Genomic DNA, 15,539 nt, shown 5'->3' on the forward strand with positions numbered 1-15,539 from the left:
CTTGCACAGTTTTCTCATTTTACTAATTTGAAATGGAAGGATATATGCAGGGAAATGGGGAAACGGTGGTAAAGTCGTTTGAATCGGTGGTAACGTGGACCAAACCGGTGGTAAAGTGCTGAGAAACGGTGGTAATCGCCAACGAAACGGTGGTAAACGCCGGCGAACCGGTGGTAAGTGAAAATTCCTTATATATGTAGCTCTATAAAGAGGAGAATCTACTTGAAGTGGCCGGTTAAAGGTTATTTTGGGGTAAAATTTATTTAACACTCCACCTTTCAGAGCGAATTTTCCCTTAAACATCTTTATAATGCAAGTAAGAGAGGGTGTGCGAAGGATGGATATGACGATTTTCATTGTGGAGGATGATGAGGCAATTTTCACCTCATTGCAAGAGCGGTTGGCGCAATGGTCGTTTCGTGTGGTGGGACCTGAGAATTTTCATCAGGTGATGGAGGCTTTTATTGAGGCGAAACCGCATCTTGTCATTATGGATATTCAGCTTCCGGCGTATGATGGGTTCCATTGGTGCCGGGAGATTCGGGCGGTTTCAAAAGTGCCAATCATCTTTTTGTCGTCGCGTGATCATCCGATGGATATGGTGATGGCGATGAATATGGGGGCGGATGATTATATCCAGAAACCGTTTCATACGGATGTGTTGCTGGCGAAAATTCAGGCGACGCTTCGTCGGACGTATGCGTATGCGGAGGAGTCGGTTGATGTATTGGAGTGGAATGGTGCTGTTATTGACATGAAGCGGGGCGTCATTCGGAAAGACGGCATCGATTTGGAATTGACGAAGAACGAATTTTTCATATTGACTGTGCTTGTTCAATATAAAGACGAGATTGTTTCGCGGGATGAATTAATTCGGAGGTTGTGGGACGATGAGCGATTTGTGAACGATAATACGTTAACTGTGAATGTTACACGGTTGCGGCAGAAACTCGCAGAAGTCGGACTCGGTGACGCGATTGTCACAAAAAAAGGAATGGGTTATATGGCGGTGACGTTGTGAAGGAATTTTTAGCGTATGTAGGCGATATGAAAAGCTGGATTTTGCTGTTCGGCGGTGCGCTTATCTTTACGGATGTGCTCATCTGGATGGATAAAGGGCTGTCGATGGAGATGAGTTCTCTGATTTATTTAAATGGCTTGCTGGTTATGGTTTTCGTTATTTTTCTCGTCTGGCGTTACAAAAAAGAGACGTCTTACATGAAGGAATTGATACATATTGCAGCTGAAAATGATGTGCATTGGCAGGAAGCGTTGCCGGAACCAGTGTTTAACCGCGATCAACTAACGAATGAATTTCTTGGACAAATTGCAACAGACCAGCTGAATAATCTATCTGAAATCAAAACAGCAAACCTCATCGAAAGTGATTACACGGCGGCATGGGTGCATGAAGTGAAAGCGCCGTTAACTGCGATGAAGATGACAATTGATGCAAATCGTGAGTTTCCACCGATGCGAAAAATTGAAGCGGAATGGCTTCGGGTGCATTTGCTCATTGACAGACAATTGTACATGTCACGGATGCCTTCGCTTGAAACAGATTATGTACTTACGCTTACCGAGATTGTTCGATTGGTGACAGCGGAATTACGTGATTTGACGCCATGGTGTCTGGAAAAGAATATTGGGATTGAGCTGGATGAAAAGGAGCTGGCGGTTGTTACGGATAGTAAATGGTGCCGTTTTATCATTCGCCAGTTGCTGACTAATGCGATAAAATACAGTCCAGCTGGTGGCACAATTTCAATTACTACGAATCAAAAACCGAGTGGTCATCGGGTATTGTGCATTTCGGATGAAGGGCCAGGTATTCCTGCACACGATTTGCCGAGGGTGTTTGACAAAGGATTTACGGGAAACACGGGCAGATTGCATAATGCTGCGACTGGACTTGGCCTTTATTTAGCACAACAAGTGGCTATGAAAATCGGTATACTTCTGACCATCAAGTCTGAAGTCGGCAAAGGGACGACGGTGCATATGACGTTCCCGATGGAAAATGAATTTGATGCTACACGAAAGTGACAACAATGTAACGTTGACCGACCTGTTTGTCATGTGAATCAAACGACTGTATGCCAAACGATACGTAAGATTAAGGTATAGCAAACAGGGAGGTAAACGGAATGGAACCATATAAAACGGTATTGCATGCACAAAATGTTCGGAAGTCATTCGGGTCACGGGGGAATGTGCAACACGTCTTGAAAGGTATCGACTTACGTGTAATGGAAGGTGAATTTGTCGGCATCATGGGGGCGTCAGGTGCCGGGAAGACGACACTGTTGAATGTTCTTGCGACAATTGACCGTACGACGGAAGGATCAATTCTCATTGGGGATTCGGATATTTCGAAAATGAAAGATCGTGAGCTATCCGCGTTCAGACGTGATCAGCTAGGATTCATATTCCAAGATTACAATTTGCTCGATACATTGACTGTGAAAGAGAATATTTTATTGCCCGTATCGCTCGGAAAGATGAAAAAGCGCGTGGCCGAGGATCAGTTCAATACCATTGCGGATTTGTTAGGTATTAAAGAGTTGGCGAATAAATACCCACACGAAATTTCAGGTGGTCAGAAGCAGAGGACGTCTGCAGCACGCGCGCTTATCAATAAGCCATCGATGGTTTTTGCAGATGAACCGACAGGAGCGCTGGATTCGAAATCAGCTTCGTCACTGCTTGGAACATTGGAAGATGTGAATAAACAACGTGGTGTCACAATTATGATGGTGACCCATGATCCTGTTGCGTCGAGCTACTGCAGCCGAGTTGTTTTCCTGAAAGATGGAAACATTTATTCGGAATTATACCGCGGTGATAAAACGAGACAAGCGTTCTTCCAGGAAATCCTGAAAGTGCAAGGTGTGCTCGGGGGTGACAGCGTTGACGCTTTTTGATCTCGTCGTCCGCAGTATGAGAAAGAATATCAAGCACTACTATTTGTATTTTTTTGCGCTCATTTTTAGTGTTGTGTTGTATTTTGTATTTGCTACGTTACAGCATGATCCGGCGGTTGTTGAACAATCGGGTGGAAAAATGGGAACTGCGTTTAAGGCTGCAGGTATTCTGTTGCTGTTTATAGCAGGGATTTTCGTCGTTTATGCGAATTCAATTTTTCTAAAAAGAAGAAGCCGAGAAATCGGTCTTTACCAGTTGATTGGGCTAACAAAAGGTGCAGTTGCACGACTGTTAATTTTGGAAAATACGCTGCTTAGTGCAGGGGCGTTGGCAATTGGAATCGGTGCTGGAATCCTTGTGTCACGTGTGTTTTTATTGTTGCTCATGAAATTAGTTGGGTTTGATGGATTTATTGAGCTGACGTTTTCGAACACGGCAGTTTTGCAGACGGTTATTGTGTTCATTGCAATCATCATCCTAACTTCCATACAAATGCTTATCGCAGTGCGTCGTACAACATTGCTTGGCCTTTTTAATGCGGAAAAGCAAGGCGAACATCCGAAAAAGCCGAAAGCTTTCCGTTCGGCATTTCTTGCCCTTTTGGGAATGGTCTTAATCGGATTTGGCTATTGGCTGTCGGGGCGTATGATCAATGCTTTTCTGCTTATTAATATGCTTGTTGTGTTAGCGACAACGATTTCAGGCACCTATCTGTTATTCAGAGTGACAATCAGCTGGTTGTTTTATCAAGTACGGAGACGTAAACAAGGGCATTTAGGCTTAAAAGGAAGTCTGTCCATTGCACCGCTCATGCATCGTATGAAAGGAAATGCAAATTCACTCACAATTATTACCGTGTTGTCGGCTATGACGTTAGCCATGTTGGCGGGGGCGTACTCGCTTTATTATTCGACAGAGAAGGAGACTCGTTCTGTTTATCCACATGATTTCATGTTTGGAGGCTATGGAGAGCAGGATGAGGCGGTAGAGAAGCAATTTACGGATGAACTTGATCGGCAAGGGATTTCGTATCAGTATACGCCGATTGAAGCTTTGAATTTGGATGGGAAATTCCTTGAGGAAACTTCGTCGACCAAGTGGTTAGGAGAAAACTTATATGCAAACATTATCAGTGTAAAACAACTCCAGCAAGCCGGTATCGATGTTGACTCCCCTGATGCGCAAACAGCTTATTTCTATGATGCGTCTGTCTATTGGATGATGAAAACGGAGGACGTCCCTTTTACTGTGCAATTGAGGACAGAACAAAATGAGCTGGACGTAACTGTTACAAAGGTGCGAGAAGGAAATGTCATCAATCTACCTTTTGCCGGTACACAACTTGTCGTGGATGATGCATTTTATCATGAAATAAAAGACCGGTTTATCAATGAAGAAGAGGAACACAGAATTAGCAACTTTAATGCGATTGCGATTTTGGATAAAGATCAGCAAGCTGAAGCTTCTGCTATTTATCATGAGCTTTTAGATGCCGAAGACCGTATGACATTTGATTATTATTCACAATATGTCTCAACGATGCAAACTTCGGGGTTGCTGATCTTCATTGCGGGTTTTCTAGGTCTCGTTTTCCTCGTTTCGACAGGTAGCATCCTGTATTTCAAACAAATGACAGAAGCCGACCAGGAGAAGAGAAGTTATGCGACGTTGCGCCAGTTAGGCTTCACGGTACAAGACATTATGGGTGGCATTATTCGCAAACAACTATTTGTCTTCGGAGTACCGTTACTGATTGGACTGCTACACTCTATCTTTGCGATTAAGGCAGCATCTTTCATGTTCATGTCCGATATTACTGTGCCCGCGTCGATTGCAATGAGTATTTACGCACTCATTTACATCATGTTCTGCTTCTTGACAGTAGGGTATTACCGTAAAACAGTGAAAGCAGCTTTTTGAGGGGTGGAATGATTTGTGGGCGGTGATAAGGTTTCTTGCAACGATAGGGGAGAGTGGCTGGAATCCATGTAACCGGAAAACTAGATGGGCGAAAAGAGGATTGTAGGAAATTTCCTGAAAACAAGAGAATCGGTGATAAAGTACTCTGAATCGGTGATAAAGTGCTCTGAATCGGTGATAACGAGGCTCAAATCGGTGATAACGGTCGCCAAACCGGTGATAACGGGAAAAAGCCGATTGAGCCCAACGAGATTTGTAGGAAATTCCCTGAAAGCACGCGAATCGGTGGTAAAGTGTCTAGAATCGGTGGTAACATGGCTCAAATCGGTGGTAAAGTCGCTTGAATCGGTGGTAACTTGCTGAGAAACGGTGGTAATCACCAGCGAATCGGTGGTAACGGGAATATGCCTTCACCATGCTGTATTACTTAGAGAGAAACTGACTGGAAAAGTGCGAATCGGTGATAAAGTGACGAGAATCGGTGATAACTGCTCGAGAACAGGTGATAAAGTGCTCCGAATCGGTGATAACGACTCGAGAACCGGTGATAACCACCTCCGAACCGGTGATAACGGAGGAATACAGCTACAACCATGCAACCTATCGTAAAAGGAAACTATCTGTTAACTCCATCCCGCAATAACGACAACTCCTTCGTTCCCGCACAATATATAGAAATCATCTCAAAACGTCGTGTCCGTGTGACTCGGCGTTTTAGGCTTTTATTTGAAAAAAGGTATTTTTTATGTAGATAGGGTAAAGACGAAGGAGATGTGATAAATTTATTGCTTAAGGAGTGATGACGATGAAAGTGTTGGAATGGCTAGTTGGACCGGCCAATGATTTTTTGTGGACGTACATATTGATCGGGCTTTTATTAGCGGGCGGTTTGTATTTTACGTTCCGAACGAAGTTTGTGCAATTTCGTCTGTTCCGGGAAATGTTCCGGCTCATCGTGGAGAAGAAGGGGAGCGATGATGGCGTATCTGCGTTCCAGGCATTCACGATTAGTGCGGCGTCTCGGGTAGGAACCGGAAACGTGACGGGGGTTGCGTTGGCAATCGGAATTGGTGGTCCTGGCGCTGTATTTTGGATGTGGGTCATAGCGTTGATTGGTATGGCGACTGCGTTTGTAGAGAGTACGCTTGCGCAAGTGTATAAAGTGAAGGATGGCGACACATTCCGTGGGGGTCCTGCCTATTATATGGAAAAGGCGTTAGGTTTCCGCAAGTTAGGTATTGTTTTTGCTATCTTATTGACGCTTTGTTTTGGATTCATCTTTAACGCTGTGCAGTCGAATACGATTAGTCAGTCGTTTCATGATGTGTTTAATCTTCCTTTTTGGGCTGTTGGATTAGCGCTCGTTCTGTTGACGGCTGTCATTATTTTTGGTGGCGTTAAGCGGATTGTGAAAGTGACACAATCGATCGTACCGGTTATGGCGACGTTTTATATTTTAATTGCACTCTTTGTTGTACTAATGAATTTTAGTGAAATTCCTGCAATGATTGCATTGATTTTTGAGCATGCATTCGGGATTAAGGAAATGGCAGGTGGCGGTGTCGGAGCAGCGTTAATGCAAGGTGTCCGTCGTGGTTTATTTTCCAATGAAGCAGGGATGGGTAGTGTGCCGAACGCAGCGGCAACTGCAAACGTTTCACACCCGGCGAAGCAGGGACTTGTGCAAAGTTTAGGCGTGTTCTTTGATACGATCATTGTTTGTTCTGCGACTGCCTTCATTATTATTCTTGCAGGTCTTTACGATAAAGGTGAAGAAAGTGGCATCATTTTGACGCAAGCTTCTATGGAAGTGCACGTCGGATCTTGGGCACCATACTTCATAGCGATCGCTATTATGTTCTTTGCATTTAGCTCCATTATTGGAAACTATTACTATGGTGAAACGAATATTGAATTCATCAATGCGCATAAGTCGTGGATGGTAGTGTACCGAGTAGCGGTTCTCGGCATGGTCATGTTTGGTGCATTGGCGAAAGTGGATATCGTTTGGAGTATGGCGGATTTATTCATGGGCATAATGGCGATTTTAAACTTAGTTGTCATTCTGTTGCTTGGGAAAGTCGCTTTTAAAGTGTTGGATGATTTTTCTACGCAACGCAATCAAGGAAAGGATCCCGTATTTAAAGCAAGTTCAGTGCCTGGGTTAAAAGGCGCGGACTGTTGGGAAGATAAACACGAACTGTGACGCAAATAAAACCGATCGCTCCCTCTACCAAAGACGGGACGATCGGTTTTTCCTTTTTACATTTCTTGAGGTGCTTGCATGCCTAACAGTCGCATTGCTTCCGTCAGCACAATGGTCACACTATGGATGAGTGCAGTACGATAAGGAAGTTGGGCTGTATCGGAGAGCACTTTTACATTTCCGTAGAACGAATTGAATGCTTGTGCGAGATCGACGGCATATTTTGCAATAATGGAGGGATCTAATTCGTCCGTTGCACGCTTGACGACTTGCGGGAATTGCTCAAGCAACTTAATCGTTTCCCATTCGTAGTCATTCACTTCAGTCACTTCGAATGAATCAACCATACCTGCTTTTCGCAAAACGGAGTGCGCGCGGGCATTCGTATATTGAATATACGGTCCGGTTTCACCTTCGACTTGCAACATCGACTCCAAGTTGAATTCGATATCGTGTTTGCGGTGTTGTTTCAAGTCGCTGAATAAAATTGCCCCGACCCCGACAGCTTCTGCCACTTCGGATTGATTGGCAAGTGTCGGATTTTTCTCTTCAATCGTCCGTTGAGCCAGCTCAATCGCTTCTGTCAGTACTTGTTCTAGCAAAACAATTTTTCCTTTACGCGTGGACATTTTCTTTCCACCTTGTAAAATAAGCCCGAACGGTACGTGGTGCATCTCTTCTCCCCATGCATAGCCCATCTTACTGAGCACGTGCTTCACTTGAGTGAAATGCAAACTTTGTTCATTCCCCACAACGTATATGGATTTGACGAAATCATACGTGTTGTTACGATCGATTGCTGCGGCCAAGTCGCGTGTCGCGTACAACGTAGCCCCGTCTGATTTTTTGATTAAACAAGGCGGCATCGTCTCGCCGAGGTCGACAACTTGCGCACCGTCAGATTCAACTAATAAACCCTTTTCTTCGAGTTCTTCTACGACAGGCAGCATTTTATCATTGTAGTACGCTTCTCCGTTATACGAATCGAACTCCACACCTAGCAAGTCGTAAATACGTTGAAATTCCTTCAGCGATTCCGTTTTGAACCATTTCCATAACGCAAGCGCATCGGCATCGCCGTCTTCCAATGCTTTAAAAGCAGCACGGCCTTCGTCATTCAAAGAAGCGTCCTGCTCCGCTTCTTCATGGAACCGGATGTACAGCTTCAACAATGTTTCAATAGGTGCTTGGCGGACGTCTTGCTCATTGCCCCATTTCCGATAAGCCGTTAGCAACTTTCCAAATTGGGTACCCCAGTCACCGATATAGTTGATCTTTACAGGTTTAAACCCGCTTTTCTCCAGCAATAAAGCAATGGAATTCCCAATGACCGTAGACCGTAAATGCCCCATGGAAAAAGGCTTCGCGATATTTGGTGAAGAAAGATCGATTGTTACGACGCCGTCATTGCCTTCATTCGAAGACCCGAAAGTGGAACCTTGCGTGACAATCGTATGCAAAATGTCGTTTGAAACACCATTTCGGTCCAAAAATATATTTACATACCCATTGACGGCTTCTACTTTGCGAATGGAAGGGTGCTGTATAGAAGCAGCGATTTCTTCTGCAATCATTGCAGGTGATTTTCGAAGGACCTTTGCAAATGGGAAGCAAGGCAACGCGAAGTCACCTAGATGTGCATAAGCAGGACGCTCCAACGCATGCTCTTCCAACGGGATCGGACTGACAGACTGTAAAATTTCCAAAATCACATTTTTCATTTCCTAAACTCCTTTTTAGGCATAATAAAAAGCCTCCATCTCAAACGATTGAGACGAAAGCTTGTTCCGCGGTACCACTCAAATTGCCTGCAATCCAGGCCACTTTCTCCTAACGGCGAGACACCGGCTTCTCCTACTGAACTCAGAAAAGCATCTTCGAAGTGCGCTTCACGATCTCCCCTCACCAGGCTCCCACCCCCCCCAGCTCGCTACAGAAATAAAAGACCGTTACTCTCTTCATCATCGATATTGTATCTGAATGTACCAAAATGGAAGTGTAATGTCAATAGGCACTGCGAGTAGATGGATTCAAATGAAAATTATTCCTTTACGAAAAAAGAAAATGCGAAGATTGCTTCTCCCTTAATCTCTCCATTCCATCGAAGGATGGCGGAAAAATAGTATCTCCCCGGTTCCTGAGGGCCTTTGAAAGTGTGGCTGCCATTGTTCTCATCTAGGGTTTCAACTGTTGTTTCTTCGCCTTTAAAATGTTGGATAATCTCCAGTTCATCTATATACCATTTTGCATCGGGGGTGTTAAAACTCGAGTTTAGCTTCATGATTACAAGTTCATCCTCTTGCTGAACAATCATCGCAGGATAGCCTTTCACTAACTCTTCTGGATCATGAGGTTGGAGGTTATTGCATTCCTTTCCTTCTTCTTCCCAACACCCGTCCGAATCGGTGGTAACTGCTCATGAACCGGTGAGAACGGGAAAACTCCCTATTATTAAGCACAATCTCCTTTAATCCCCTCGCCGCTCGACAATTTCCGAGCCGACCATTTACCCATAATAAAACTCCCAAATCTCCACCAAAAAAATAGGTCAAATCCACCTTATTATTTTCATACATGTTCTTTGCTTCAAAAGTAACTTCTACAAAATTCAACAAAAAATATACGTTCCCCTTATGAATCGATTCGTTACGACTATTCCTCATTTACAATTTCTGTTTCTATTAATCATCTTCCCTAAAATCCTACTGCCCTTTTGAAAGTTTGAAATTCAATTATAACTTTTTAGCTATTTACGATTAGAACACAACATGTTAGGGTAGTTAAAGAGAAAAGAACACTATATATAGTATTTGCGATGAAATGGTACCAAGTTCGGTTTAATAGGGAATCCGCTAGTCGGAGCTGTCCCCGCAACTGTGAACGTAGACGACCGCCTCATGACCACTGTGACAAGCACGTTGCGGGAAGGGGAGACGGAAGGATGAAACGTCAGCCAGTAGACCTGCCATTCATCGTCGAGCGACACTTTCTTCGGGGGTTGAGAAGTGGAAGTGAATCCGTGTAATGCTTATATGTAAGCATTGTTCCGATTTGTTTCTACAACTTACAACAAAGCGATGACTCCTTGGGAAGGTTGACTCATGGCTTTTTTTATTTTTAATTAACACTTAAATTCTTTAATTCCCGGCAACGCCGGTAACTAGTATAGAAGGAGCGGGATTATTTTGACAATCATGCGTGAACAGACAAGCGGAGCTGATCTGCTGGACAAGCTGCAAGCCGAATTCGGAACGGAGAAATTACAACCATTACTGCTAGCGAGCGAACGTTGGAACGAGCGTCATCCGGAAGCGAGCCGTTCGGAATGGGCGAAAGCGATGATTCTGGAGTGCTTGAGCAATATTGATGAGGCGTCTTCTTATTGGACATTCGTCGCGGCACGCATTTATTTAGATGATGTGTATGCACGCCAAACACAAGCGCGTGGTGTCGAAGTGTATACAGATTTCGCGAAAAATGTCGAAAAACTGGTGCAACAAGGTTTGTACACACCTGTACTGACAGAAAAATATTCACATGATGAGTTGAATGAGCTCGGTCGTTTCCTTGAACCGGAGCGGGACAAGCTATTTACATATATCGGGCTAAAGACACTGATGGATCGCTATGCGGCAGTGAATTTTGATAAACAACCGGTCGAGTTGCCACAAGAACGTTGGATGATTATTGCCATGACGTTAATGCAAAACGAAACGGACAATCGTCTAGGGAAAATTGCTGAAGCGTACTGGGCGATGAGCAATTTGTACATGACCGTTGCAACACCTACTTTGTCGAATGCCGGAAAGCCGCATGGTCAGCTATCAAGCTGTTTCATCGACACGGTTGATGATTCCTTACAAGGTATTTATGACAGCAACACGGACATTGCCAATTTGTCGAAATATGGCGGTGGAATCGGTGTATATATGGGGAAAGTCCGTTCACGTGGGTCCTCCATCCGTGGGTTCAAAGGAGCATCCAGTGGTGTGCTTCCGTGGATTAAACAACTGAACAATACTGCAGTTAGTGTCGATCAGCTTGGCCAACGCCAAGGTGCGATCGCAGTGTATCTTGACGTGTGGCATAAAGACATTTTCACATTCCTTGACCTGAAACTGAACAACGGGGATGACCGTCTGCGTGCGCATGATATTTTTACAGGCGTTTGTATGCCGGATATTTTCATGGAGCAAGTCGAAGCGCGTGCCGAGTGGCATTTATTCGACCCGCACGAAGTCCGTACAGTGATGGGGTATTCGCTCGAAGATTTCTATGATGAGTCAAAAGGGCAAGGCAGTTTCCGTGAAAAATATGAGGAATGTGTAAACCATCCTTCATTGACGAAAGAGACAGTTCCTGCGATTGAAATTATGAAACGCATCATGCGAAGCCAATTGGAAACAGGGACGCCATTCATGTTTTATCGTGATGAAGTAAACCGGGCGAACCCGAACAAACATGAAGGTATGGTGTACTCAAGTAACCTCTGTTCAGAAATCATGCAAAACATGAGTGCGACGCAATTTGAGTCCGTAACGCTTGAAGATGATATTGTCGTCACACGTTCAAAGCCAGGCGATTTCGTTGTTTGTAACTTGTCTTCAGTTAACCTTGGACGTGCTGTACCGGCTGACGTTTTGGAAAGATTGATCACGATACAAGTGCGCATGCTTGATAATGTCATTGATTTGAATAAAATCCCGGTTGTCCAAGCGCAACGGACGAATTCCCGTTACCGTGGAATCGGACTTGGAACATTCGGTTGGCACCATTTGTTAGCATTGAAAAATATTCAATGGGAATCCGATGAAGCAGTGGCGTACGCGGATGAACTCTATGAAAAAATCGCCTTCTTGACGATTAAAGCTTCAATGGAATTGGCGAGTGAAAAAGGGGCTTATCCATTGTTTGAAGGCTCTGATTGGCACACTGGTTCTTATTTCGAGAGACGCGATTACCAATCGGAAGAATGGCAGGAGCTACGTGCGAATGTCGCAGCAAACGGGATTCGAAACGGCTATCTGATGGCGGTTGCGCCGAATAGCTCAACTTCGGTCATCGCAGGTTCAACAGCTTCCATCGACCCGATTTTCAAGCCGTTTTATCACGAGGAGAAAAAGGATTACAAGTTACCGGTCATTGCACCAGATTTGGACCACAACACGTACGATGTGTACCGCCGCTCCGCGTATATTGTGGACCAACGTTGGTCGATTAAGCAGAATGCGGCTCGACAACGTCATGTCGACCAATCCATTTCGTTTAACGTGTATGTGCCGAACAACATCCGTGCGTCCGTCTTGCTCGATTTGCATATGCAAGCTTGGAAGTCCGGCATGAAAACGACCTATTATACACGTTCGACGGCTTCCGACATTGAGGAGTGCGAATGGTGTCATTCCTAATTGCGTATGCTTCGTGGAGCGGCAATACGCAAGAAGTGGCGGAACTAGTAGAGGAAACGTTGCTGCGTGAAGGAATGGATGTGACTGTGCATCGGATTGGTTTAGGGCCTGTACCAGATCCCCGCCAATTCGATGCGATGATCGTCGGTTCATTCACATGGGATAAAGGGGCGACGCCGGACGAAGTGAAAGATTTTGTCTTGGACGTCGGATATAAGCCGGACAATGTATACGTATTTGGAACGGGTGATACGCAGTTTGGCGGAGACGACCTGTTTTGCAATGCTGCAGTGAAGCTCGCGAAGTTTTACGCGTCACGCATGGCTCCCCTGAAAATTGAACAAAGTCCACGTGGCGCGCAAGAACAAACCGTCATTGACTGGGCGAAAGGAGTTTTACAACAATGGAAACACTCACACGCGTTAAAGTGCTGAATCCAGCGAATCCAAATAAATCAACAGCGATTTTTGGTGGAAAAGCGAGCGGCATCCTGAATTGGAATGACCTTGCACATCCACATTTCTATACATTACGACAAAAAATCCGTTCACTATTTTGGACGGCGAATGAAGTCGATATGACACAAGATGTTAAGCAGTTCGGCAACTTATCGAAAGCCGAGCAGGAAGCATTTTTGAAAATTATCGGTTTGCTGGCGACACTTGACGGACCGCAAACGGTCATTGCGATGAAAATTGCAGACTTTGCAACTGATCCTTCGGTAAAATCGATCATGGCAACAATTGCCGATCAGGAAAGTGAGCACAACCACAGTTATGCTTACGTGTTATCATCCGTCACGACATTGGACAAGCAGATGGCTTCATTTGAAATGGGACGTAGCGATGAAGTACTGATGAAGCGAAACGAACGGATTGTCGACATTTACAACGAATTTGCAGAGAATCCGACAATCGAAACCGTGTTGAAGGCGATGGTCTATACGACGCTATTGGAAGGCCTATTCTTCTATAGTGGCTTTGCGTTTTTCTACAATCTTGCACGCCACCAGAAGATGGTCGGAACGTCTACAATGATTTCGTATATTAATCGCGACGAGTTACAGCACGGAAAAGCAATTAGTGACATTTTCCGCGCAACCCTTGCCGAAAATCCTGCCTACAATACAGAAGAATTTACGGAATGGATTTACGACCAATTCCGCCACTCCGTTGAACAGGAAATCATCTGGAGCAACTATGTGCTTGGTGGAATCGAAGGGATCGACTTGGACGAAATGGCTGGCTACGTCAAATACCGTGCAAACAAAATGTTGCGTATGCTTGGTCTAAGCGAAATCTATCCAGCGTACACGGATAACCCGATGAAGTGGATCCGCGCGTATGTCGATAGTTTTGACGATACAAAAACCGATTTCTTTGAGCAAACATCGAGACAGTATGTGAAGACAAGCGATTTGAACGGGTTTGATGATTTGTAAGGTTATGTACAAATGACTAGTAGGGAAGGACACCTTTTCGATGTGGGAAGGGGTCCTTCTTTTTTGTGTGCGAATTGAGGCTAGTTAATGAAGATTTAAAGTGCGAATCTCATTTAACAGGAAATGGATCTATATGATAAACTATCAATACCAACAATTAGGAGGAAAGAGAGATGGAAATTTACTTTTTAGGGGCAATTGCACTCGTCGCAGTGTTTTTTGTCATTACGTATGCTGTTCGAATAGGCATTGATACGTCTAAGCAAATGCGGGCCATTAGAAGGGAAATGATTGCACTGAGGAATCAGGTAAAACGACTAGAAGAAGACAAATGAGCTCGTATCGTTCATCGTATGAAGAAGACGACAAATAATGTCGATAAATGTCGAATTGTAAGGAAGGAGAACATCAAACCGCGTGAAATGGATAAAAGAGGCTATTTTTCACGCGATTTGATGATTGAAGGAAATGATTAATTGAAATAGGTAGCTTCGTTTGGACGATTTTCCAACATCTTGATTAAATTTAACAGTAACCGTTTCTCCATCTCTCCACGTAAATACAATGGATGCCATTTTCCGAGTGCGTTATGCGCCTCGTGCAGTTTTTGGATTGCCCCGTCAGCATCACCATGTCGATACAATTGTAGCGCCTGTCGTTTGAAGTCGATAACTTTGTCGACTTTGCTGATTGATTGGAGCAGCGCTTCGACTCCTAGGTAACTTGTCAGCTTTCCTTCGAACAACAAAGCTGTCGCAAAAGTAATTGCAGCCATATCGGCATAATAGTCAGGCTTGTTGACGTCAAGTTTGTCAATAACCGGTTGTGCAAGGGCGGTTACGCGGCTTGCTTCATTCGGAAAATAGTAATACCCGATCGTTTGCAAGTAGATTTTACTCATAGGGTCGTCGGATTGAACGAGTAATTCTAGTTTCTGAATGAATGCTGGTGACCACTCCTTCACGTCTTCCACTTGCAAACTTTTCGTCGCCATGGCATACCCCGTAAGCATGACGGTATCTTGCTTTGTTTTCAGCTTTTGTAAGACCAACCCATCCGTCATGACGCTGCTTGCCATAGCAGGCTTCAAGTTCATTGTGCCTAACAGAATGTTTAGTAGACCAAAGATAAGAAAGAATGGCTCGTGCCACGTGAAGAAAGCAAGCGCGAGTGAAAGGGCACCTAGCACAATGTTTGTGATAGGTCCCCCATAGACATAACGAATGAGTTTTTTACGCATAATGTGCTTATCCAACTGTTCAGGAAATACCATCATGGCTCTGCCTAAGTACCCAAGAACCGAGGGGACGAGATGGAAATACAACTTTCCTTTATACCGTTCGATGACGAATGGGCCGACACTTAGATTGAGTAACTGCATCCCTTGGCCACGCCCTGCGATGAAATGTCCCATTTCGTGCAATAAAATGCCAAGAAAGATGCTGGCAAAAAGGCTTACGATGACGACTGCCGCTGATCGGATGGACCATGGTTCTGGGTAGATGATGTAGTAAAGGACTGCCAAAAACCCAATCAATCCACCAACCAAAAAGGCCGATAAATTTTTCAAATTAAACACCTCAGATTAGTTGAAAACAGTTTTGTAAATGAACACGAGAAGAACAGCGATGCAAAAGCT

The 15,539-nt window shown here is 44.4% G+C and carries 12 protein-coding genes, 1 riboswitch and 1 other annotated feature; of the genes, 9 read left to right on the forward strand and 3 right to left on the reverse strand.

Annotated features, from left to right (window positions below; all coding sequences use genetic code 11):
• Positions 1-337: 337 nt before the first annotated feature.
• The 5 genes from NRI27_RS12675 (at position 338) to NRI27_RS12695 (ending at position 7,051) form a co-directional block, all read left to right on the forward strand.
• Positions 338-1,021: a response regulator gene (locus tag NRI27_RS12675; RefSeq protein WP_483316079.1), complete on the forward strand. Its 684-nt coding sequence runs from the start codon at positions 338-340 to the stop codon at positions 1,019-1,021.
• The gene (locus tag NRI27_RS12680) at positions 1,018-2,046 is read left to right on the forward strand and encodes a sensor histidine kinase (RefSeq protein ID WP_371391015.1); all 1,029 of its coding nucleotides are present in this window, start codon (positions 1,018-1,020) and stop codon (positions 2,044-2,046) included. Before NRI27_RS12675 ends, NRI27_RS12680 begins: the two co-directional genes overlap by 4 nt.
• A 101-nt stretch (positions 2,047-2,147) precedes the next feature.
• Positions 2,148-2,924 (forward strand): ABC transporter ATP-binding protein, encoded by a 777-nt coding sequence (locus NRI27_RS12685; protein ID WP_371391016.1) that lies wholly within the window; start codon positions 2,148-2,150, stop codon positions 2,922-2,924.
• Positions 2,902-4,845 (forward strand): ABC transporter permease, encoded by a 1,944-nt coding sequence (locus NRI27_RS12690; RefSeq protein ID WP_371391017.1) that lies wholly within the window; start codon positions 2,902-2,904, stop codon positions 4,843-4,845. Before NRI27_RS12685 ends, NRI27_RS12690 begins: the two co-directional genes overlap by 23 nt.
• Before the next feature lie 805 nt (positions 4,846-5,650).
• Entirely contained in the window at positions 5,651-7,051 is a 1,401-nt protein-coding gene (locus tag NRI27_RS12695; protein WP_371391018.1) for an alanine/glycine:cation symporter family protein, read from the forward strand.
• Positions 7,052-7,107: 56 nt separating this feature from the next.
• Here the strand turns inward: NRI27_RS12695 and argS are convergent, their stop codons facing one another.
• Both argS and NRI27_RS12705 read right to left on the reverse strand, forming a co-directional pair.
• Complete coding sequence (argS, locus tag NRI27_RS12700; RefSeq protein WP_371391019.1) at positions 7,108-8,772, reverse strand: arginine--tRNA ligase; 1,665 nt, start codon at positions 8,770-8,772, stop codon at positions 7,108-7,110.
• Between the two features lie 46 nt (positions 8,773-8,818).
• Positions 8,819-9,025, reverse strand: a binding site (T-box leader).
• 67 nt (positions 9,026-9,092) lie between these two features.
• Positions 9,093-9,383: a hypothetical protein gene (locus NRI27_RS12705; protein WP_371391020.1), complete on the reverse strand. Its 291-nt coding sequence runs from the start codon at positions 9,381-9,383 to the stop codon at positions 9,093-9,095.
• A gap of 472 nt (positions 9,384-9,855) precedes the next feature.
• Positions 9,856-10,035: riboswitch (cobalamin riboswitch) on the forward strand.
• 210 nt (positions 10,036-10,245) lie between these two features.
• Between NRI27_RS12705 and NRI27_RS12710 the strand changes: the two genes are divergently transcribed.
• From NRI27_RS12710 to NRI27_RS12725, 4 genes are all read left to right on the forward strand, one after another.
• Positions 10,246-12,459, forward strand: a complete 2,214-nt coding sequence (locus NRI27_RS12710; protein ID WP_371391051.1) for a ribonucleoside-diphosphate reductase subunit alpha — start codon at positions 10,246-10,248, stop codon at positions 12,457-12,459.
• Positions 12,444-12,893 (forward strand): flavodoxin, encoded by a 450-nt coding sequence (locus tag NRI27_RS12715; protein WP_371391021.1) that lies wholly within the window; start codon positions 12,444-12,446, stop codon positions 12,891-12,893. The genes NRI27_RS12710 and NRI27_RS12715 overlap by 16 nt, the downstream gene beginning before the upstream one ends.
• Positions 12,863-13,900 (forward strand): ribonucleotide-diphosphate reductase subunit beta, encoded by a 1,038-nt coding sequence (locus NRI27_RS12720; protein WP_371391022.1) that lies wholly within the window; start codon positions 12,863-12,865, stop codon positions 13,898-13,900. The genes NRI27_RS12715 and NRI27_RS12720 overlap by 31 nt, the downstream gene beginning before the upstream one ends.
• A gap of 173 nt (positions 13,901-14,073) precedes the next feature.
• Complete coding sequence (locus tag NRI27_RS12725) at positions 14,074-14,235, forward strand: hypothetical protein (RefSeq protein ID WP_371391023.1); 162 nt, start codon at positions 14,074-14,076, stop codon at positions 14,233-14,235.
• A gap of 137 nt (positions 14,236-14,372) precedes the next feature.
• Here NRI27_RS12725 and NRI27_RS12730 read toward each other — a convergent pair whose 3' ends face one another.
• On the reverse strand, positions 14,373-15,470 hold the full coding sequence (locus tag NRI27_RS12730; RefSeq protein WP_371391024.1) for a M50 family metallopeptidase: 1,098 nt from the start codon (positions 15,468-15,470) through the stop codon (positions 14,373-14,375).
• Positions 15,471-15,539 lie beyond the last annotated feature (69 nt).

Origin of the sequence: Sporosarcina sp. OR05, from assembly GCF_041414805.1 — a bacterium.
Lineage (GTDB): Bacteria > Bacillota > Bacilli > Bacillales_A > Planococcaceae > Sporosarcina > Sporosarcina saromensis.

Excerpts from the sequence above, each read along its gene's own strand:
- argS (WP_371391019.1), bottom strand. The coding sequence starts at position 8,772 with ATGAAAAATGTGATTTTGGAAATTTTACAGTCTGTCAGTCCGATCCCG.
- NRI27_RS12715 (WP_371391021.1), top strand. The coding sequence starts at position 12,444 with ATGGTGTCATTCCTAATTGCGTATGCTTCGTGGAGCGGCAATACGCAA.
- NRI27_RS12685 (WP_371391016.1), top strand. The coding sequence starts at position 2,148 with ATGGAACCATATAAAACGGTATTGCATGCACAAAATGTTCGGAAGTCA.
- NRI27_RS12720 (WP_371391022.1), top strand. The coding sequence starts at position 12,863 with ATGGAAACACTCACACGCGTTAAAGTGCTGAATCCAGCGAATCCAAAT.
- NRI27_RS12725 (WP_371391023.1), top strand. The coding sequence starts at position 14,074 with ATGGAAATTTACTTTTTAGGGGCAATTGCACTCGTCGCAGTGTTTTTT.
- NRI27_RS12695 (WP_371391018.1), top strand. The coding sequence starts at position 5,651 with ATGAAAGTGTTGGAATGGCTAGTTGGACCGGCCAATGATTTTTTGTGG.
- NRI27_RS12710 (WP_371391051.1), top strand. The coding sequence starts at position 10,246 with ATGCGTGAACAGACAAGCGGAGCTGATCTGCTGGACAAGCTGCAAGCC.
- NRI27_RS12675 (WP_483316079.1), top strand. The coding sequence starts at position 338 with ATGGATATGACGATTTTCATTGTGGAGGATGATGAGGCAATTTTCACC.